Origin of the sequence: Providencia hangzhouensis (genome assembly GCF_029193595.2) — a bacterium.
Classification (GTDB): domain Bacteria; phylum Pseudomonadota; class Gammaproteobacteria; order Enterobacterales; family Enterobacteriaceae; genus Providencia; species Providencia hangzhouensis.
Map to the genome: position 1 here is coordinate 805,342 of NZ_CP135052.1, position 20,813 is coordinate 826,154.

20 protein-coding genes are annotated in these 20,813 nt (G+C 43.0%); 14 read left to right on the forward strand and 6 right to left on the reverse strand.

Annotation, left to right across the window (positions count from 1 at the left end):
• Positions 1-12 precede the first annotated feature (12 nt).
• The gene (locus PZ638_RS03420) at positions 13-624 is read right to left on the reverse strand and encodes an acyl carrier protein phosphodiesterase (RefSeq protein WP_094961950.1); all 612 of its coding nucleotides are present in this window, start codon (positions 622-624) and stop codon (positions 13-15) included.
• Positions 625-1,009: 385 nt separating this feature from the next.
• On the opposite strand from PZ638_RS03420, the gene queA reads away from it, so the two are divergent.
• The 11 genes from queA (at position 1,010) to pgpA (ending at position 11,194) form a co-directional block, all read left to right on the forward strand.
• Complete coding sequence (gene queA, locus PZ638_RS03425; RefSeq protein ID WP_004905546.1) at positions 1,010-2,080, forward strand: tRNA preQ1(34) S-adenosylmethionine ribosyltransferase-isomerase QueA; 1,071 nt, start codon at positions 1,010-1,012, stop codon at positions 2,078-2,080.
• A gap of 91 nt (positions 2,081-2,171) precedes the next feature.
• Complete coding sequence (gene tgt, locus PZ638_RS03430) at positions 2,172-3,299, forward strand: tRNA guanosine(34) transglycosylase Tgt (RefSeq protein WP_004905543.1); 1,128 nt, start codon at positions 2,172-2,174, stop codon at positions 3,297-3,299.
• Positions 3,300-3,393: 94 nt separating this feature from the next.
• The gene (yajC, locus tag PZ638_RS03435; protein ID WP_004905542.1) at positions 3,394-3,726 is read left to right on the forward strand and encodes a preprotein translocase subunit YajC; all 333 of its coding nucleotides are present in this window, start codon (positions 3,394-3,396) and stop codon (positions 3,724-3,726) included.
• Positions 3,727-3,752: 26 nt separating this feature from the next.
• Positions 3,753-5,600 carry a protein translocase subunit SecD gene (gene secD, locus PZ638_RS03440; RefSeq protein ID WP_071585895.1) on the forward strand — a complete coding sequence of 616 codons (1,848 nt, stop codon included), beginning with the start codon at positions 3,753-3,755 and terminating at the stop codon, positions 5,598-5,600.
• A gap of 10 nt (positions 5,601-5,610) precedes the next feature.
• On the forward strand, positions 5,611-6,579 hold the full coding sequence (secF, locus tag PZ638_RS03445; protein WP_004905538.1) for a protein translocase subunit SecF: 969 nt from the start codon (positions 5,611-5,613) through the stop codon (positions 6,577-6,579).
• A 213-nt stretch (positions 6,580-6,792) separates the two neighbouring features.
• Complete coding sequence (gene nrdR, locus PZ638_RS03450; protein ID WP_004914623.1) at positions 6,793-7,242, forward strand: transcriptional regulator NrdR; 450 nt, start codon at positions 6,793-6,795, stop codon at positions 7,240-7,242.
• A gap of 5 nt (positions 7,243-7,247) precedes the next feature.
• Positions 7,248-8,363 carry a bifunctional diaminohydroxyphosphoribosylaminopyrimidine deaminase/5-amino-6-(5-phosphoribosylamino)uracil reductase RibD gene (gene ribD / locus PZ638_RS03455; RefSeq protein WP_094961951.1) on the forward strand — a complete coding sequence of 372 codons (1,116 nt, stop codon included), beginning with the start codon at positions 7,248-7,250 and terminating at the stop codon, positions 8,361-8,363.
• A 90-nt stretch (positions 8,364-8,453) separates the two neighbouring features.
• A complete protein-coding gene (gene ribH, locus PZ638_RS03460) occupies positions 8,454-8,927 on the forward strand; it encodes a 6,7-dimethyl-8-ribityllumazine synthase (protein ID WP_004905531.1) in 474 nt (157 codons plus the stop codon).
• 103 nt (positions 8,928-9,030) lie between these two features.
• Positions 9,031-9,447 carry a transcription antitermination factor NusB gene (gene nusB, locus PZ638_RS03465; RefSeq protein WP_036958557.1) on the forward strand — a complete coding sequence of 139 codons (417 nt, stop codon included), beginning with the start codon at positions 9,031-9,033 and terminating at the stop codon, positions 9,445-9,447.
• 243 nt (positions 9,448-9,690) lie between these two features.
• The gene (thiL, locus tag PZ638_RS03470; protein ID WP_004905525.1) at positions 9,691-10,674 is read left to right on the forward strand and encodes a thiamine-phosphate kinase; all 984 of its coding nucleotides are present in this window, start codon (positions 9,691-9,693) and stop codon (positions 10,672-10,674) included.
• A gap of 1 nt (position 10,675) precedes the next feature.
• Positions 10,676-11,194 carry a phosphatidylglycerophosphatase A gene (pgpA, locus tag PZ638_RS03475; RefSeq protein WP_094961952.1) on the forward strand — a complete coding sequence of 173 codons (519 nt, stop codon included), beginning with the start codon at positions 10,676-10,678 and terminating at the stop codon, positions 11,192-11,194.
• Positions 11,195-11,495: 301 nt separating this feature from the next.
• Here pgpA and PZ638_RS03480 read toward each other — a convergent pair whose 3' ends face one another.
• The 5 genes from PZ638_RS03480 to fixA all read right to left on the reverse strand — a co-directional run bounded on the left by PZ638_RS03480 (position 11,496) and on the right by fixA (position 16,247).
• The gene (locus PZ638_RS03480) at positions 11,496-12,821 is read right to left on the reverse strand and encodes an MFS transporter (RefSeq protein WP_004905520.1); all 1,326 of its coding nucleotides are present in this window, start codon (positions 12,819-12,821) and stop codon (positions 11,496-11,498) included.
• A gap of 77 nt (positions 12,822-12,898) precedes the next feature.
• On the reverse strand, positions 12,899-13,186 hold the full coding sequence (fixX, locus tag PZ638_RS03485) for a ferredoxin-like protein FixX (protein ID WP_004905518.1): 288 nt from the start codon (positions 13,184-13,186) through the stop codon (positions 12,899-12,901).
• A complete protein-coding gene (gene fixC / locus PZ638_RS03490) occupies positions 13,183-14,469 on the reverse strand; it encodes an FAD-dependent oxidoreductase FixC (RefSeq protein ID WP_144140933.1) in 1,287 nt (428 codons plus the stop codon). Before fixC ends, fixX begins: the two co-directional genes overlap by 4 nt.
• A gap of 54 nt (positions 14,470-14,523) precedes the next feature.
• Positions 14,524-15,465, reverse strand: coding sequence for an FAD-binding protein (locus tag PZ638_RS03495; protein ID WP_094961954.1), 942 nt, complete (start codon positions 15,463-15,465; stop codon positions 14,524-14,526).
• Between the two features lie 11 nt (positions 15,466-15,476).
• Positions 15,477-16,247, reverse strand: a complete 771-nt coding sequence (gene fixA / locus PZ638_RS03500) for a putative electron transfer flavoprotein FixA (RefSeq protein ID WP_196725273.1) — start codon at positions 16,245-16,247, stop codon at positions 15,477-15,479.
• 533 nt (positions 16,248-16,780) lie between these two features.
• Between fixA and caiT the strand changes: the two genes are divergently transcribed.
• The 3 genes from caiT (at position 16,781) to caiB (ending at position 20,759) form a co-directional block, all read left to right on the forward strand.
• On the forward strand, positions 16,781-18,298 hold the full coding sequence (caiT, locus tag PZ638_RS03505; RefSeq protein WP_004905502.1) for an L-carnitine/gamma-butyrobetaine antiporter: 1,518 nt from the start codon (positions 16,781-16,783) through the stop codon (positions 18,296-18,298).
• Between the two features lie 34 nt (positions 18,299-18,332).
• A complete protein-coding gene (gene caiA, locus PZ638_RS03510) occupies positions 18,333-19,475 on the forward strand; it encodes a crotonobetainyl-CoA dehydrogenase (protein ID WP_004905499.1) in 1,143 nt (380 codons plus the stop codon).
• A 63-nt stretch (positions 19,476-19,538) separates the two neighbouring features.
• Positions 19,539-20,759 (forward strand): L-carnitine CoA-transferase, encoded by a 1,221-nt coding sequence (caiB, locus tag PZ638_RS03515; RefSeq protein ID WP_036958556.1) that lies wholly within the window; start codon positions 19,539-19,541, stop codon positions 20,757-20,759.
• Positions 20,760-20,813 lie beyond the last annotated feature (54 nt).

Sequence of the window (20,813 nt, forward strand, 5' to 3'; positions counted from 1 at the left end):
GCAAGCTTTAATTTATTCCTTTGTGTTAATTGTGACATTTTGTACAAAAAAATGTTGCAGCGCATTAGCCATCATTTCTGGATAAAATTGAAAGAAAATATTTTCTAACGCATCATACTGTAATAAAAAATCGTCAAATGAACCACTTAGCGCTCCAAGCTTGGGGCGCCTTCTCGCCATACCATTCAGTGATTTACCAATATAATTTTTATCCGCATAGCGTATCAGCCACTGCTGAGGCCAAAGGAATTCATTTAACTCCTGAAATTTTTCAGGAGTATGACAAAGTTGTGGCTCAATTATTGTTCGGCAGTCGCGTACAAAGCCCGCTAGCGATATTGATGGCTCAATAGTCGACCAGTGCAGCGACAAAAAATGATCCCAGACTAAATCCAAGGTTATGGGCGCAACACGGCGATATTCATCACGAAACAACAACTTAGCTTCTTTGACTAAAGGGTGGGTATCCGTGGTTCTGTCCACAGCTCTGTGCATAAAAATACCCGCAACAATCTCGGGGGAGTAAAGACCCGTAGGATTGCCACGCACGTAGTCAGCCATGATGTTGCCGAGCAAGGAGCTGTCAGCGAGGTGGGCCAGGTGGAGGTGCGCTAGGTAATTCATCCTCCTATGATATACCCGATGCCTTTCAAATTATAGCTGTGTTAGCTGCACAAATCGACCCTAGTCACATACTGATGTATGCTCCTAGGGATCAATTTGCTTGCTGCCTTGCTCTAATTCGAAATTCATGGGGTATATTTATTTAGTAGAAAGAAAAAGAAAAAGAAAAAGAAAAAGAAAAAAGACGGAAGTTAATGTGTCATAAAAGTTTATTGAAATTGAAATAATTCATTCTTTGAATGGACAAATAGCGTACAGAATTTTTTGCTAACAAAATATTTGTTAAATAATGGTGTTTTTCTGTACTATTTTACGCTTATTTCTTGCGCCAAAGTCAGCGCGGCACTAGACTAGTCGCCTGTTTTTTTAGATTGATGTCAATACAATGCGTGTTTCTGATTTTACTTTTGAATTACCTGAAGAACTGATTGCCCACTATCCGCAGGCTGAACGTAGTGCTTGCCGTTTATTAAGCCTCGATGGCGGTTCAGGGCAGCTCACGCATGGTGTTTTTACCGATATTCTAGAAAAATTGGAGCACGGTGACTTGCTAGTGTTCAATAACACTCGCGTGATCCCTGCACGGTTATTTGGGCGCAAAGTTAGCGGTGGTAAAATTGAAGTTCTGATTGAGCGTATGCTGGATGAACACCGCGTATTAGCCCATGTTAGGGCATCAAAAGCGCCAAAAGAAGGGGCTGAATTACTGTTAGGTGAAGATGAAAGCGTGAAGGCGACCATGGTCGCGCGTCATGGTGCATTGTTTGAACTGCGCTTTGATGATGAACGTGATGTATTAAGCATTCTAAACCAAATTGGTCATATGCCTCTGCCGCCTTATATTGATCGCCCTGATGAAGAGTCAGATAAAGAACTTTATCAAACCGTGTATAGTGAAAAACCAGGGGCTGTCGCAGCACCAACGGCAGGTTTACACTTTGATGAGCCGTTACTTGAAGCATTGCGCCAAAAAGGCGTAGAAATGGCGTTTGTGACATTACATGTGGGAGCCGGTACCTTTCAACCAGTACGTGTTGATACTATCGAAGATCACATTATGCATTCTGAATATGCAGAAGTGCCACAAGAGGTCGTGGATGCCGTTTTAGCCTGTAAAGCTCGAGGTAATCGCGTTATCGCTGTTGGAACAACGTCGGTTCGGTCACTAGAAAGTGCCGCAAAAGCAAGCCAAGACGCTTTAATTGCTCCATTTTTTGATGATACCCAAATCTTTATTTACCCTGGGTATGAATATCAGGTGATAGATGCACTAATCACCAACTTCCACTTACCTGAATCTACATTAATTATGTTGGTTTCTGCGTTTGCTGGATATAAAAACACCATGAATGCATACGAAGAAGCCGTTAAACAAAAATACCGTTTCTTTAGTTATGGTGATGCTATGTTTATTACCCCCAATACAAACGCTCGATTTGAGAAAATTGGTGAGTAATCAGTTTTATAAGCGGTGGCATCGGCTGCTTGCTTAGCAAATTAATATTATCGATAGCAACAGACTGTTTTTCTGCTGCTAGGAGGCAAATGTGAAATATGAATTACAAACGACTGACGGCAATGCACGCCGTGGTCGCTTAGTCTTTGAGCGCGGCGTGGTGGAAACCCCTGCATTTATGCCAGTAGGAACCTACGGTACAGTTAAGGGGATGACCCCTGAAGAAGTGAAAGAAACTGGCGCTCAAATCTTATTAGGGAATACTTTCCACCTGTGGTTACGCCCGGGTCAAGAAATCATGAAGTTACATGGTGATCTCCATGACTTTATGCAATGGCAAGGGCCAATTTTAACCGATTCAGGTGGCTTTCAGGTCTTTAGTCTTGGTGCGATGCGCAAAATTAAAGAAGAAGGTGTGCATTTTCGCAACCCTATCAACGGTGAAAAAGTTTTCCTAAGTCCTGAAAAGTCGATGGAAATTCAGTATGACCTCGGCTCAGACATTGTCATGATTTTTGACGAGTGTACGCCGTATCCAGCAGATTGGGACTATGCAAAGACATCAATGGAAATGTCGTTGCGTTGGGCTGCACGTAGCCGCCAACGCTTTGACGAACTAAACAATAAAAATGCTTTGTTCGGTATTATTCAAGGTAGTGTTTACGAAGATTTACGTGATATTTCAGTTAAGGGACTGGTGGAAATCGGCTTTGATGGGTACGCTGTAGGCGGCTTAGCCGTAGGCGAACCGAAAGAAGATATGCACCGAATTTTAGAACATGTCTGCCCGCAAATTCCAGCTGACAAACCTCGTTATTTAATGGGAGTTGGCAAACCTGAAGATTTAGTTGAAGGGGTTCGCCGTGGTATCGATATGTTCGATTGTGTGATGCCAACACGAAATGCACGAAATGGGCATTTATTTGTGACAAATGGCGTGGTAAAAATTCGTAATGCTAAGTATAAATCAGACACATCAACACTGGATGCTGATTGTGACTGTTATACTTGTCGTCATTATAGCCGTGCTTATCTGCATCACCTTGATAGATGTAATGAAATCCTTGGTGCAAGGCTCAATACCATCCATAATTTACGTTATTACCAGCGTTTGATGGCCGGTATTCGCCAAGCCATAGAAAATGGGAATTTTGAAGAGTTTGCTAAAGATTTTTACCAAAAGATTGGTAAACCCGAACCTTCATTAAATATCGAGTGAATTTAAGTGCGAAATGCCACTAATCTGTGTAGCATATCAAACTTAGCTTTTTTGTATGTAAAATTGCTTTCAATAAAACAATGAGGAAAGTTGAATGAGTTTTTTTATTTCTGAAGCAGCGGCGTCAGCAGGTGCACCAGCGCAAGGTAGTCCATACACCATGGTTATCATGCTTGTTGTTTTCGCGCTGATCTTCTATTTCATGATTTTGCGTCCACAGCAAAAACGTGCGAAAGAACACCGTAAATTGATGGAATCTATCACTAAAGGTGATGAAGTTTTAACAACTGGCGGTTTAATCGGGCGTGTAACTAAAGTGTCTGAAACCGGTTATGTGGTTCTTGAGTTGAGTGAGAACACAGAAGTAACCATCAAACGTGATTTCGTTGCTGCTGTTTTACCTAAAGGCACAATGAAAGCAATTTAATTCTGATTCTCCCGAAGGGAACTGCCGTGCTAAACCGTTATCCTTTGTGGAAGTATCTGATGTTGATCTTTGCGATCCTCATCGGTTTGCTTTATGCACTTCCAAACCTATATGGTGAGGATCCGGCTGTTCAGATCACTGGCGTGCGGGGAACCGCCGCCAATGAACAAACGCTGATCCAAGTCCAAAAATCGTTAAAAGACGATAAAATTGAGAGTAAATCTATCTCTCTAGAAAATGGGGCAATTTTAGCCCGATTCAACAACTCTGATGTTCAGTTACGTGCGCGTGAAGTGATCATGAATGCACTGGGTGACCAGTATGTTGTTGCATTAAACCTTGCACCTGCAACGCCTAAGTGGCTCGAAGCGATCGGTGGTGAACCGATGAAGCTTGGTCTTGATCTGCGTGGTGGGGTTCACTTCCTGATGGAAGTTGATATGGACACTGCATTAGGTAAATTGCAGGAACAAAACATGGATGGTTTGCGTAATGACCTGCGTCAAGAAGGCATTGCGTACTCTTCTATTCGTAAAGGCAATGATTACAGCGTGGAAGTTCGCTTCCGTAACGCGGACGATCGTAGCCAAGCTGAAAAAGCATTGTCTCGTAAATACCCAGACTTAGTCTTTAGTGATGGCAGCGATAACACCATGATTGCTGTTATGACCGACGAGCGTTTACGTGAAGCACGTAACTATGCAGTTTCTCAGAACATTACTATTATTCGCAACCGTGTAAACCAATTAGGTGTTGCGGAGCCACTCGTTCAACGCCAAGGTGCTGACCGAATTGTGGTTGAATTACCCGGTATCCAAGATACTGCTCGCGCAAAAGAAATTTTAGGTGCGACTGCGACATTAGAATTCCGTTTGGTGAATACTTCAGTCGATTCTTCCGCAGCAGAAAGTGGCCGTGTACCAGGTGATTCAGAAGTTAAATATGACCGTGAAGGCATGCCTTACGTTTTATATAAGCGTGTGATCTTAACGGGTGACCATATTACGGATTCAACCTCTGAAGCGGATGAAAATGGCCAACCACAAGTGAGTATCAGTCTTGATAGTGCTGGTGGTTCTATCATGTCTGACTTTACACGTGATAACCAAGACAAGCTGATGGCAACGCTGTTTGTTGAATACAAAGACAGTGGTAAAAAAGATGCAACTGGCCGTTCAATTTTGGTGAAAGATGAAAAGGTCATCAATGCGGCACGTATTTCTGCGCGTTTTGGTAGCAAATTCCGTATTACGGGTATTACTAACGGTACTGAAGCTCGCCAGCTTTCATTACTGTTACGTGCTGGTGCGTTGATTGCGCCAATCCAAATTGTTGAAGAACGTACCATTGGTCCAACACTGGGTATGCAAAATATCGAGCAAGGGCTAAAAGCGTGTATCGCAGGTCTGTTAGCTTCTATCCTGTTTATGATTATTTATTATCGTAAATTTGGTCTGATTGCGAGTAGTGCGCTGTTAGCAAACTTGGTGTTAATTGTTGGTGTTATGTCCTTATTACCGGGGGCAACGCTGACCATGCCAGGTATTGCGGGGATTGTATTAACCCTTGCAGTTGCAGTCGATGCTAACGTTCTTATTAACGAACGGATTAAAGAAGAGCTCAAGAACGGTCGATCTGTTCAGCAAGCGATTCATGAAGGGTATAAAGGCGCCTTCTCAAGTATTACAGACGCAAACTTAACGACACTTATCACTGCGATTATTCTATATGCAGTGGGTACTGGGTCTATTAAAGGCTTTGCGATTACGACAGCGATTGGTGTCGCAACCTCTATGTTTACAGCTATCGTCGGTACACGTGCTATCGTGAACCTGCTTTACGGCGGTAAACGTATTAACAAGCTGTCAATTTAAGGAGCACGTTGTGGCACAGGATTATACTGTTGAACAATTGAACTATGGTCGTAAAGTTTATGACTTTATGCGCTGGGACAACGTTGCCTTTAGCATTTCTATCGTATTACTGATTGCTTCTTTTGTGATTATCGGCGTCAAGGGTTTTAACTGGGGCTTAGATTTCACAGGTGGTACGGTAATTGAAATCAACTTAAGTCAGCCAGCTGATTTGGATAAAATTCGTGATAGCTTGTCTAACTCGAACCATAAAGATCCACTAATCCAAAACTTTGGTAGCAGCCGCGACATCATGATCCGTATCCCGCCTATTGAAGGCACCGCGGGTCAAGAAGTCGGCAAAGAAATTATCACGATTATCAACCAAAGTGTGGATGATAAAGCAACCGTAAAACGCATTGAATTCGTGGGGCCAAGTGTTGGGGCTGAATTGGCGCAAACAGGGGCTTTGGCTCTGTTAACTGCGTTGATTTGTATCCTAATCTATGTTGGGTTCCGTTTTGAATGGCGCTTGGCTGCGGGTGCCGTGCTATCTCTTGCGCATGACGTGGTGATTACTTTAGGTATTCTGTCTTTGTTCCATATTGAGATAGATATGACTATCGTGGCGTCATTGATGTCGGTTATCGGTTACTCGCTGAACGACAGTATCGTTGTATCAGACCGTATCCGTGAAAACTTCCGTAAAATTCGTCGTGGGACACCGTACGAAATCATGAACGTCTCTTTGACGCAAACATTGAGCCGTACCATTATGACATCAGCAACCACATTATTAGTGGTTCTGATGCTATACCTGTTCGGTGGCGCAATGTTGGAAGGCTTCTCATTGGTTATGTTAATCGGTGTAACTATCGGTACTATCTCATCTATTTACGTGGCTTCTGCACTAGCACTGAAGATGGGTATGAAGCGTGAACACTTGATGCAAGCGAAAGTCGAAAAAGAAGGTGCAGACCAAGAGTCGTTACTGCCTTAGTTCTTAAAATAGTTCGTGTGTGAGTAGGCAGCAAGTGAACGACATCCCTAGGAACCATAGTAAACTATGTGACTAGGGTATCGGAGTGCAGCTAATACTCTCACAACGCGAAATATGAAGAGCAACGAGAACACCCTAGGAGGCATCTTCTAGGGTGTTTTTTCTCGCATAGTAGGGTAAACTATCTCCCCCTAAATAGATTCAGGAAACGCTATGCACTGCCCATTCTGCTCAGCTGTAGATACGAAAGTTATTGACTCGCGTCTGGTCGGTGAAGGGTCCCAAGTCCGTAGACGCCGCCAATGCTTACTGTGCCATGAACGCTTCACAACCTTTGAAGTGGCTGAACTTGTCATGCCTAGAGTCATTAAAAGCGACGATATTCGTGAGCCTTTTGATGAAGAAAAGCTTAATCGTGGTATGCAAAAGGCATTAGAAAAACGGCCTGTAAGTTCTGATGATATTGAACAAGCTATTATTTCTATTAAATCCCAGCTTAGGGCTACCGGGGAGCGCGAAGTTCCGTCGAAATTAATTGGCAGTTTGGTCATGGATGAGCTGAAAAAGCTCGATAAAGTTGCCTATATCCGTTTTGCTTCTGTTTATCGCAGCTTTGAAGATGTGCGTGAATTTGGCGAAGAAATCGCTAAATTACAGGATTAACGCCAATGATTGAACAAGACAACATGTATATGGCTCGTGCTTTTGAGTTGGCACGAAAAGGGTGTTTTACCACATCACCTAATCCAAATGTCGGGTGTGTGATTGTGCGTGATGGTATTATTGTCGGTGAAGGGTATCATCAAAAAGCGGGGGAACCCCACGCTGAAGTCCATGCACTAAGAATGGCAGGAGATAAAGCGCAAGGGGCAACGGCTTATGTCACCCTTGAGCCTTGCAGTCATCATGGTCGTACCCCACCTTGTGCAGAGGCGCTGATCAAAGCGGGTGTAAGCCGCGTTGTTGCTGCCATGCAAGACCCAAACCCTCAAGTTGCGGGCCGTGGCCTGTATATGTTGTCGCAAGCAGGGATTGAAACGCGCAGTAATGTTTTATTAAACGATGCTGAAGCGGCAAACCGCGGCTTTTTAAAACGTATGCGTACCGGGTTTCCTTATATCCAGTTGAAACTTGCCGCTTCACTCGATGGCAAAACCGCCCTTGAATCAGGGGAAAGTAAATGGATTACCAGCTCGGCAGCTCGCAAAGATGTACAAGCTCTTCGAGCCGAGGCTAGCGCTATCTTAAGTACGAGCAGCACGGTTGTTGCTGATGACCCTTCTTTAACGGTACGTTGGAACGAGCTCCCATCAGACATCCAACAAGTTTATCCAGAAAACCAAGTGCGCCAGCCCATTCGTATTGTGTTGGATAACCACAATCGTGTGACTTCTGGCCATAAAGTCACTCAATTAGATGGTGAATGCTGGTTAGTGCGTTCAAACCCAGATGAAAATGCAGTATGGCAAGGGCAAGTTGAGCAACTCGCTGTTCCTGCTGATGAAAACGGCACCGATCTCGTTATTTTGATGATGCAATTGGCTAAACGTAATGTGAATAGCATTTGGGTTGAAGCAGGGGCAAAACTTGCAGGCTCATTGCTTAAGTTAGGTTTAGTGGATGAGCTGATTGTCTATATTGCGCCTAAATTATTAGGAAATAGCGCTCGAGGCCTGGTGGACTTCCCACCGCTTAATGCCCTTATTGATGCGCCAAAATTTGAATTTACAGAAGTGAAGCAAGTCGGGCCAGACCTACGCGTCAGGCTTCGTCCCGTATGGTAAGTGTTTTTTTTGAAAATCATACGTACGATACACGAAAGAATGTGATAAAATCCGCGCCCCGCGGGTTATAATTAATATTAGAGGAAGGCTATGAACGTAATTAAAGGTGTTGTTGCTGCTCCACAAGCGCGTGTTGCTATCGCTATCGCTCGTTTTAACAACTTTATTAATGATAGTCTGCTGGAAGGTGCTGTTGATGCGTTAGAGCGCATTGGTCAGGTTTCAAATGACAACATCACAATTGTGTGGGTTCCAGGCGCTTATGAGCTACCGTTGACCACAAAAGCATTAGTTGAAACTAATAAATATGATGCAGTAATTGCATTAGGTACCGTTATTCGTGGTGGTACAGCTCACTTTGAATATGTTGCAGGTGAATGTAGTTCCGGCCTATCTCATGTCGCGATGAACAGTGAAGTGCCAGTGACTTTTGGTGTGTTAACCACTGAAAATATCGAACAAGCCATTGAACGTGCGGGTACTAAAGCAGGTAATAAAGGTGCTGAAGCTGCACTGACAGCACTTGAAATGATTAATGTAATTAAGGCCATCAAAGGCAAATAATACACAATTAGCTCGATGTTGCCGTTTTTTCGCCACAATGGTGTAGATAACGCAATGCAACAAGTGTTTTTTGTGTACAGTTTTTAAATTTAAGGGGAATCTTGTGAAACCTGCTGCTCGTCGCCGCGCTCGTGAGTGTGCTGTACAGGCCATTTATTCATGGCAATTATCTGGCAATCCAATTGCTGAAGTGGAATATGAGTTTATTGCTGAACAGGACATGTCAGACGTTGACGTAAACTATTTTCGTGAACTGTTATCAGGTGTTGCGACCAACGCGACAAAACTTGATCAACTGATGGCGCCTTATTTATCTCGTCAGCTAGAAGAGTTAGGGCAGGTAGAAAAAGCGATTTTACGTGTCTCCATGTTTGAATTAAGTTTCCGTGAAGACGTACCTTATAAAGTTGCAATCAACGAAGGTATTGAATTAGCGAAAGTTTTTGGCGCAGAAGATAGCCATAAATTTGTTAACGGTGTATTAGACAAAGCGGCACCTGCAGTTCGTCGTAAAAAATAATAATATCAGGGTTCCCTCCTGTAGCACTACGGTAATAAATAGGTAGGCTGGGTTCCAGTCTACCTTTGTGTTTATATGCTCGCGATATTTCAATGACAGGTGAGCGAAGAATAATTGTAGCCAATTAGATACGCTGTTTAGGTTAGCAATTGTGTGCTATTTACCTATTATTGAATTATTAGGGTGTAAATTATTTGCTTCGTCTCAAACGAAAATAGATATAGCGAAAACGGAAAATCTACCATGTCATATGGCGAATTTGACCTCATCGCGCGTTATTTTAACCGTCAAACCACTAACCGACGTGATGTTAATATCGGTATTGGCGATGATTGTGCGTTGATGACCATTCCAGAAAAACAGCAACTTGCAGTAAGTACTGACACTCTCGTTTCTGGTATCCATTTCCTACCTACCATTTCACCGGCTGATCTTGCTTATAAATCATTAGCATCTAATTTAAGTGACCTTGCAGCGATGGGCGCAGACCCTGCATGGGTTTCCTTAGCCATTACATTGCCTTGTGTTGATTGCGATTGGTTGCAATCTTTCAGTGATAGCTTGTTTGAACAGCTTAATTATTATGGAATGCAATTGATTGGTGGTGACACAACTCGTGGGCCAATGAGTTTAACGTATACGGTTCATGGTTTAGTACCAAATGGTAAGGCGATGTCTCGCGCAGGAGCGCGTAATGGCGATTGGATTTATGTCACTGGTACTCTCGGTGATAGCGCGGCAGGCTTAGCTATTTTGCAAGACAAACTGAATGTTGAAAATGTAGAGCATCAAGAATGGCTAATTGCGCGCCATTTACGTCCGCAGCCACGGATTTTACAAGGCCAAGCGTTGAGAAACCTGGCTTCTTCTGCAATTGATATTTCGGATGGTTTAGTTTCCGATCTTAACCATATCTTGAAAGCGAGTGGTTGTGGTGCACGGATTAATTTAGATGCATTGCCTCAATCAGAAGCGTTGAAACAAAGTTGTAGTATTGAGCAAGGGCGTTTATGGTCTTTGAGTGGTGGTGAAGATTACGAACTCTGTTTTACTGTTCCTGAAATTAATCGTGGAGCGTTAGAGATGGCATTAGCGCATACGGGGTCAGGCTTTACGTGTATCGGGCAAATTAAGCCGCAGTCTGAAGGAATTAGCTACTTTTGCAATAACCAAGAAGTTGATGTAAACCTAAAAGGTTTCGATCATTTTGTTTCGGAAGGTGCATAGAATGGCAAGTCGCCAAGAAAAAGCGGAAGCAAAAAAACGGCTAACTATGCGTAATCCTTGGCACTTATTGGCTACGGGGTTTGGTAGTGGCCTTTCTCCTATTGTGCCTGGCACAATGGGCTCTCTTGCTGCGATACCTTTCTGGTTATTAATGGCAAACATGCCAATTTGGAGTGTGTGGGTACTCATTATCGTGGGTTTTTGGATTGGTTGCCTAATTTGCCAACGCACTTCCGACGATATGAAAATTCATGACCATGGCAGTATTGTTTGGGATGAATTTATTGGGATGTGGATTACGCTAATGGCGATCCCAGTTGTTGATTATGAGTGGGTCATTACCGCCTTCTTTATTTTCCGCATTTACGACATGTGGAAGCCATGGCCAATACGGTTTTTTGACCGAAAAGTCAGCGGCGGTTTTGGTATTATGATTGACGATATCATTGCGGCGATTTTTGCTTATGTCACTATTTGGTTGTTGGTTTGGTATGACATTATGCCATTCTCAACCAACTAAATACGCGTCATATTTTGCGTTGTGGCGTTGTTGGCTGCGTTCGGTTACCCGAATCACATACTTGTGTATGCTCATCGGGATAACCTCGATTGCCGCCTAGCCACAACCCAAACTATTTAGCGTATAAATACGTGTCATATTTCAAATTATAGGGGGGCTTCGCTTATTCGCTCTAGTCACATACTTGTTTATGCTCCTAGGGTCTTATTCGCTTGCCGCCTACCTACAATCTGAACTATTTAGCGTATAAATACGTGTATGTTTGATGTGATTGCTTATCGTAGTAACTTCTTTTATTCTTTTACTTCTTTTTGCGCCGAATACCCATCACGGAGGTTTGTGCTAGGGTTAAGCCTTTGGTCTCTGGCGCAAACAGGATCGAAACAATCAGTCCGAGCAAAGAAACACCTGCCCCCATTAATACCACTGAACTGACCCCATATTTAGTGATAAACAGCGGTAATGCCCACGTTGAAAAAATGGTTCCAATACGGCTGATGGACATAATTACCCCAACGGCAGAGGCACGAATATCTGTTGGAAACAGTTCGTTAGGGTAAAGCCATTGTAAAATACCCGGGCCGCCTGAAAAGAATGCGTAAATACCAAACATAATAATTACAAGGCAAATACCGAGGTTTGAGAATAAACCAAGTATGGCAAGAGCAAGGGTCATAATCGCAAAGCTACCAATCAATAGTGGTCGCCGGCCCATTTTATTTAACCAATACATCGCGGGTAAACAGCCTAACATAAAGAATAAGCTAATAACCACGTTACCCAGTGCGGCATTTTTCCCCTGATCCCAGCCCAATTGCCCAACAATTTGTGGGCCAAAGGTGTAAATTGCAAACATCGGGATCACTTGGCAGGTCCAAATAATGGCAGTGAATAGAACAAAAGAAAAATGGCGCTTAGTGAATAATTGGATGAAATGTGTTTTTTGTTGTTCTTCGGCTTCGAATACCACAGGCTGACCAAACAGCTTTTCCATCATTTTTTCGCATTCTTTAACGCGCCCTTTGCGGATCAGCCAAAGAGGTGATTCAGGTAAATCAAAACGACCAATCAAAATGATAATACAAGGGATCACTGAGCTACCAAGCATCCAGCGCCAGCCATCTTCCACGTCATACAACATATAACCGACGAGATTGGCACAGGTTGCACCCACATACCACATAGCCGCAATAAACCCGACAGCAAATGCGCGCTGTTTAGTATTGGAAAACTCAGTGATCATTGACGTTGCAATTGGGTAGTCCGCACCTATTACTATCCCGATTAAGAACCGCATGATAAGCAGCTCCATCGGTGTTGAGACAAACATGGTCGCCACTGAAATAGCACCAATGGCAACAATATCAATTAAAAACATTTTACGACGACCGACTTGGTCGCAAATATAGCCGAATAGAGAAGTACCGATGAATAGACCCGCTAATGTTGCAGCGCCTAATAAGCCAATCCATTCACTACTTAAGCTTAATACGGGTGTGAGTTGTTCTAAGGCAACGCCGATCAGGACTAATACATAACCATCCAGAAAAGGCCCTCCACTGCCCCAAAGCATAATCCGCCGATGAACGGAGGAAAATTGGATATCATCAAAACTTTTTGGTTTCATTATGCATCCCAGTGTCAGCGTAAATAAACGCTTGAAAACTCTCGAAGTTATTAGCTCCGAGAGTTATGCTAAATAAATCAGCCGTAACGAAATTCAATACCGAAAGTGCCGCGTGGGTATTCCCATTTTTCTAATGCACTACCTAAGCCAAGAATGCGGCAGGTTCCACATTCAAGACAACCGGCATAATCGAAACGTACTGAGCCGTCCTCTTGTTTTTTATATAATCCCGCTGGGCAAGCTTTAGTTAATGTTTCGAGCACATTCATATCTGGATGCTCTTTTATCACAATATGCGGGTTTTCTTCATCGACATTAAATTTATTAATGCCGAGTTTGACATCAACGTTGACTGGATTACTCATATTGCTCTGACTCCTTTAATTCCATCTTTGAGCAAATTCATAAAGCCCACTTTCTTCGCGTGTTGTAACATGGTCTTACGTAAAGGCACAGGCGCTTCATCTGAGATAGTGAAGAGTTTTTTGGCAATACCAACCGCCATTTCTGGGTAAGCAGAAAACATACGAGGGTTATCCAAAAACTCAGGCATTTTTTGGTACATTTTCATGTCCCGCAGTGGGCCTTCGTTGAGCAGTGTGAGGTATTGATTTAAATTTTGTTTGCTGAAATCGTCGGTTTTCATTGCGCTAAGTACGGCTTTTGCTGCCGCTTCACCGGAGGCAACAGCTAAGTCCATACCACGAATAGTAAAACCTAAATTCATACACATACCAGCCGCATCACCAGCAATTAATACCCCATCACGTACTAATTCTGACTGCATTTTTAAACCTGCTTCAGGAACAACGTGAGCGGCATATTCGACCATTTTTCCGCCTTCAATCAACGGCGCAACGGCGGGGTGTTGTTTAAAGTCTTCAAGCATTTGCGGAACAGATTTCTTAGCATCTTTGATGTGGTGTAAGCCACAGACTAAACCTAAAGAAATAGTATCTTCATTGGTATAAAGGAAGCCTCCGCCCATCAAGCCATCGGTCGGTGAGCCTGCAAATAGCCAAGCAACGCCCTCGTTCTCATTTAAATTAAAGCGGTTGCACAACACATCTTTTGGTAGTTCAATTAATTCTTTAACCCCAACGGCAACATGTTCTGCATTGACGCGTTTTGTCATACCAAGTTGTTCTGCCAATAGTGAATTGACACCATCTGCTAAAATGACCACTTTAGCTTCAAGTACATCACCATCAGCTTCCACACCGACGACCTTGCCATCGCGTTCAACTAACTTATCAACTCGAATCCCTGTAATACACTGCGCACCTGCATTTTCGGCTTGTTCAACCAGCCATGGGTCCAGTTTTCCCCTAAGTACAGACCAAGAGGTTTCATCTGGGTTTTGTGCTGCAGCATTTTGAAAATCAACAGTGACAGCACCGGTTTCGGTCATAAATGACAATTTTTCGCGTGTGATCATGCGCTCAATAGGCGCTTCTTGGGTAAAGCCAGGAATAATTCGTTCTAAGCTATGGGCATACATTCGCCCACCTGTTACGTTTTTACCGCCCGCGTAGTTTCCTCTTTCGATTAGGAGAACTTGCGCACCTTCACGGGCAAGCACCAATGCAGCCACAGAGCCGGCTAGGCCTGCACCTACAATGATTGCATCAAAAATATCATCGGACATAGTTTCTCCAAAGGTCACTAAAACAGTGAGGAAAATGCCTCACTGTTATTGAGTTTATTTCGCCAGTTGTTGCGTTAAAGCAGGTAAGATTTTGAACAGATCGCCTACTATCCCGTAGTCAGCAAATTGGAAAATAGGGGCATTTTTATCTTTGTTGATAGCGACGATAGTTTGTGCGCCATTCGCACCGACCATATGTTGAATTTGCCCTGAAATGCCGACAGCGAGGTAAAGCTCTGGTTTGAGCATTAAGTTGGAAATACCCACATAGCGCTCATGTTCCATCCATTTTTCATTTTCTGCGACTGGGCGGGAACAAGCGATTTCAGCACCTATTGTGTCGGCAAGCGTTTTAGCAATAGCGATGTTTTCTTGACTACCAATACCCCGTCCTACACTGACAACTAAGCGTGCTTTATCTAATTCAACTGAGCTACCTGCTTTTTTCTGAATCGAGGTACGTACAATAGATTGTTTTGGTTCGACCCATTGTGTAGCTTGAGCCGTGCCGTTACGTGATGCATCACTTGGGGCTGCTTCAAATGTACCAGAGGTAAGTGTTGCAATTGAAAATGCGCTATCTAGAGTCTCTTGACCGAAGGCGAGACCACCGTAAACCATATGTTTAATTGCAGGTTTTCCAGATTCGATTGTAATTGCTGTTGCATCGTTAGAGACGACTGCTTGTAGTCTAGCCCCTAAGCGTGCTGCTAGTAATTTACCTCTACGGGTATTCGGTAACAGTAATAAACCTTTATCACCATGCTGTTTGATGGTTGAAACGATAGTGTCTGCATAATCTTCAATAATACGGTCGTCGGGTTTACCTGCTAATTGAAAAACTTGGGTCGCACCAAGTTGAAAAGCTTGTGAGCTTTGCGCTTCATCTAGGGCGAAAACATTGACTTGCTCACCAAGGGTGAGAGCACCGCCGATAAGTTCAGGCAAACGGGAAGTCATGTCACTAAATACCCAAACGGTTGATAATTTGCTCATAACTCCTCCGATTAAATGATTTTTCTTAAATGTTCTGCAAATTGCGCAATTTGATCATCTCCATCACCTTCAATAATGATTCGCTGGCGAACTTTCTGTTTTGGTGCGGCGATAGATTGAGACGATAATGCGGCAACGTTATCTAAGCCAATATCTGCCATCGTCCAAGCTTGGACGGGTTTTTTAGCAGCACCTAAGATGGCTTTCATGGATGGAATAACGGGAACGTTAATATCGGAGGTAACAGCGATAATGGCTGGTAATGGAAGGGATAACGTTTCAATTTCGTCTTCCAGTTCACGCTCTACAATCACCGTATCGGCTGTGATAGAAACAATGTTTTTCACACCATTAATGGCAGGAACTTGCAGGGTTTCACCTAATAAAATACTCACTTGTTGTGCATTGAGATCTGCGGAACCATCACCGCAAATAATTAAATCAAAGCCCACTTTCTGTGCCGCGGCACCAAGGGTAATCGCAGTTTGATGGGGCAGTGCATGCTCAAGTTGGTCATCAATAACAACAACCAGCTCATCTGGGCCACGTGATAGCACATCTTTACGCGCTTTCATATTAGTTAGTGCTTTACCACCAATACTTAACGCAATTACTTTGCTGTCTACTTGCTGCGCTTTTATTTGATTGGCAGTTTCAATTGCATTTAAATCATATTGACTGATTTTGGTATCGGCACGTGAAAAATCTAAAGAACCATCTGAGCTATTTACAATAATATCTTGTTCATCAGGAACAGATTTATAGCATGTAATAATATTCATTACATCTCCTAAAATAATATTAATAAATATGATCCGTTTCGGTTTCGGATTATATAATTATCATGATCTGGATATTTAAAAATAAAACCTAAGTCACCAATATTGAAAACCTTAAATTAAAGGGAGTTTAATTACTCATACTGATACCCTACTCACCAATATTATAAAAATCACCTAGTTATCAATGAAATGTTCAATATTGCTACCTGAATCACCAATACTGAAGGTATTTAATAACATTAACGTTACACAATATTTTATCTCTATGTATTTATTGGTATTTAGAGTTATTTTAAATAGAAAAAACAATAACAATTATTTATCACGAATAATATTGTGACCTTAATAACAGAATTGTTAATGGGGACTAGACATGATTTAGATAGAATTTGAATTAATACTTAATTAGGTTTATTGGGATTTAATAATAAATATAAGTTTTAAATAAATGTAAGTATGAGGTTATGTATTAGGTATTGAGAATAATATCTATTTTAAAACTTATGTATTAAATAATAAATTGGGATCGAACTATGAGCAAAGAAAATAAAAAAGGTGGGATAGAACCGAAGGTTTTTTTTCCACCGTTGATCATTGTTGGACTATTGTGTTGGTTAACTGTCCGTGACCTTGATGCTTCAAATGAAGTTATCAACCAAGTTTTCAGCTATGTCACCAATGTGTGGGGCTGGGCATTTGAGTGGTATATGGTCGTGATGTTTGGTGGCTGGTTTTGGTTGATTTTAGGACCATACGCTAAAAAACGTCTAGGGGAAGAGAAGCCTGAATTTAGCCGAGCAAGCTGGATTTTTATGATGTTCGCATCTTGTACTTCAGCCGCTGTGCTGTTTTGGGGGTCGATTGAAATCTATTATTACGTTTCTGCACCGCCTTTTGGCTTTGAACCTTATTCAAATGAGGCTAAAAATATTGGGCTCGCATACAGCCTGTTCCACTGGGGACCTCTCCCATGGGCGACCTATAGCTTCTTATCTGTCGCATTCGGCTATTTCTTCTTTGTTCGCAAAATGGATGTTATTCGTCCAAGTAGTACACTAGTTCCTCTGGTAGGGGAAAAACGGGTAAACGGGTGGTTTGGTACGCTTGTTGATAACTTCTATCTCGTAGCTTTGATATTAGCAATGGGAACTAGCCTAGGGTTAGCAACACCGTTAGTCACTGAATGTATTCAATATTTATTTGGTATTCCTCATACCTTACAACTTGATGCCATCATTATCTTCTGCTGGATCATCCTAAATGCAATTTGTGTGGCTTTCGGCCTGCAAAAAGGGGTGAAAATTGCGAGTGACGTCCGTAGCTACCTGAGTTTCTTAATGTTGGGATGGGTATTCATTGTTGGTGGCGCTAGCTTCATTGTGAACTATTTCACCGATTCTATCGGTGTCCTAATGATGTATATGCCTCGCATGCTGTTTTATACCGATGCGGTAGGTAAAAGTGGCTTCCCACAAGGCTGGACAGTGTTTTACTGGGCATGGTGGGTTATCTATGCCATTCAAATGTGTATCTTCCTCGCGCGTATTTCTAAAGGCCGTACCGTCCGTGAGTTGTGTATCGGGATGGTGGCAGGCTTAACGGCGGGAACAACGTTAATTTGGACTATTTTAGGGAGTAACACACTCCAACTTGTTGACCAAAATATTATTAATGTTCCCAAACTAATTGAAGAATTCGGCGTTGCGCGCGCCATCATTGAAACATGGGCTGCCTTACCTTTGAGCACTGTAACAATTTGGGGCTTCTTCATCCTCTGCTTTATCGCCACTGTGACACTCATTAATGCCTGTTCCTACACCCTCGCTATGTCGACTTGTCGCGCAGTGAAAGATGGTGATGAGCCGCCATTGTTAGTGCGCATCGGTTGGTCTGTCTTAGTCGGTGTTATTGGCATTGTTTTGCTGGCGTTAGGCGGATTAAAACCTATTCAAACAGCGATAATTGCCGGAGGATGCCCACTTTTTTTCGTCAACATCATGGTAACGCTCTCCTTTATTAAAGATGCCAAAGTGCATTGGAAAAATGACTAATTTACTCAGAAACAACATTTAAGAGGTTATTGATATGGATTTTAGATTGAATGATGAGCAGGAGCTGTTTGTCGCAGGGATCCGTGAACTGATGGCCAGTGAAAACTGGGAAAGCTATTTCGCTGAATGTGACCGCGACAGTAAGTATCCTGAACGCTTTGTAAAAGCCTTAGCGGATATGGAAATCGATAACCTGCTGATCCCAGAAGAACATGGCGGCTTAGATGCAGGGTTTATCACCGTTGCTGCGGTATGGATGGAGCTGGGTCGCCTGGGTGCACCAACCTATGTGCTGTACCAACTACCGGGCGGTTTTAATACAGTGCTAAGAGAAGGAACTCAAGAGCAGATTGATAAAATCATGGCGTTCCGCGGTACGGGTAAACAAATGTGGAACTCGGCGATCACTGAACCAGGGGCGGGCTCTGACGTAGGTAGCCTACAAACCACTTACCAACGCCGTAATGGCAAAGTGTATTTGAACGGTAGCAAATGTTTTATCACCAGTAGTGCTTACACCCCATACATTGTGGTGATGAGCCGTGATGCGGATTCACCAGATAAACCTGTTTTCACCGAATGGTTCTTAGATATGAGCAAACCAGGAATCAAGGTGAACAAACTTGAAAAACTGGGTTTACGCATGGATAGCTGTTGTGAAATCACTTTTGATAATGTCGAACTTGATGAAAAGGACATGTTTGGCCGCGAAGGTAATGGTTTTAACCGTGTAAAAGAAGAGTTCGACCATGAACGTTTCTTAGTGGCCTTAACTAACTATGGTACTGCGATGTGTGCGTTCGAAGATGCGGCTCGTTATGCTAACCAGCGTGTTCAATTTGGTGAAGCCATTGGCCGTTTTCAGTTAATTCAAGAAAAATTTGCACATATGGCGATCAAGCTCAATTCAATGCGCAACATGTTATATGAAACTGCATGGAAGAGTGACAATGGATTGATCACCTCTGGAGATGCAGCAATGTGTAAATACTTCTGTGCAAATGCGGCATTTGAAGTCGTGGACTCTGCGATGCAAGTACTCGGTGGTGTAGGAATTGCAGGTGAGCACCGGATCGCCCGTTTCTGGCGTGATCTGCGTGTGGATCGCGTATCAGGCGGTTCAGATGAAATGCAAATACTGACATTAGGCCGTAGCGTACTAAAACAATACCGCTAATAACTGAACGTAATGGGATGGCTTTCACGAGAAGGCCAACCCTGCTTCACAGGAGATAACAACATGGCAGAGCATCTACCTATGCCAGAATTTGGCCCTCTAGCTGGGGTTAGAGTGGTATTTTCAGGAATTGAAATTGCTGGCCCATTTGCAGGGCAAATGTTTGCAGAATGGGGCGCTGAAGTGATCTGGATAGAAAATGTCGCTTGGGCAGACACTATTCGCGTTCAACCCAACTACCCTCAGCTGTCACGACGTAATTTACGTGCATTATCATTGAATATTTTCAAGGATGAAGGGCGTGACGCATTTTTAAAACTGATGGAAACCACGGATATATTCATTGAAGCGAGTAAAGGCCCCGCATTTGCTCGCCGTGGTATCACGGATGAAGTACTTTGGGAACATAACCCTAAACTGGTCATTGCACACTTATCCGGTTTCGGGCAGTACGGTGACCCGCAATATACCAACCTCGCAGCTTATAACACTATTGCTCAAGCTTTCAGTGGCTATCTGATTCAAAACGGTGATAAAGACCAGCCAATGCCTGCTTTCCCGTATACCGCAGATTATTTTTCTGGCATGACTGCCACAACGGCGGCACTGGCGGCACTGTATAAAGCACGTGAAACCGGAAAAGGTGAAAGCATTGACGTTGCCATGTATGAAGTGATGTTGCGTATGGGGCAATACTTCATGATGGACTACTTTAATGGCGGCGAAATCTGTCCACGTATGACAAAAGGAAAAGACCCCTATTACGCAGGTTGTGGTCTCTATAGCTGTAAAGATGGTTATATCGTGATGGAAATTGTCGGCATCACGCAAATTCAGGAAATTTTCAAAGATATTGGGTTAGCGCATCTGTTAGGTACACCAGAAATACCGGAAGGCACACAGCTAATTCACCGTGTGGAATGCCCTTATGGGCCTTTAGTGGAAGAAAAACTCGATGAATGGCTAGGTTCACGTTCGATTGATGAAGTGCTAGCAAGACTCGCGGAATTGAATATTGCTAGCGCCAAAGTCCTTACGATTCCTGAGCTAGAAACCAATCCTCAATACATTGCACGCGAATCTATTACCAGTTGGCAAACAATGGAAGGAAAAACCTGCCGTGGTCCTAATGTCATGCCTAAATTCAAAAATAACCCCGGACAAATCTGGCGAGGCATGCCATCACACGGTATGGACACGACAGATATCTTAAAAAATATTGGATACAGCGAAACTGATATTCGGGGGTTAGTCAATAAAGGGCTAGCCAAAATAGTTGATTAATTGAATGGGTACTCAGGGCAATGATGACTATTGAGCTGAGTATTCATCAGGGAA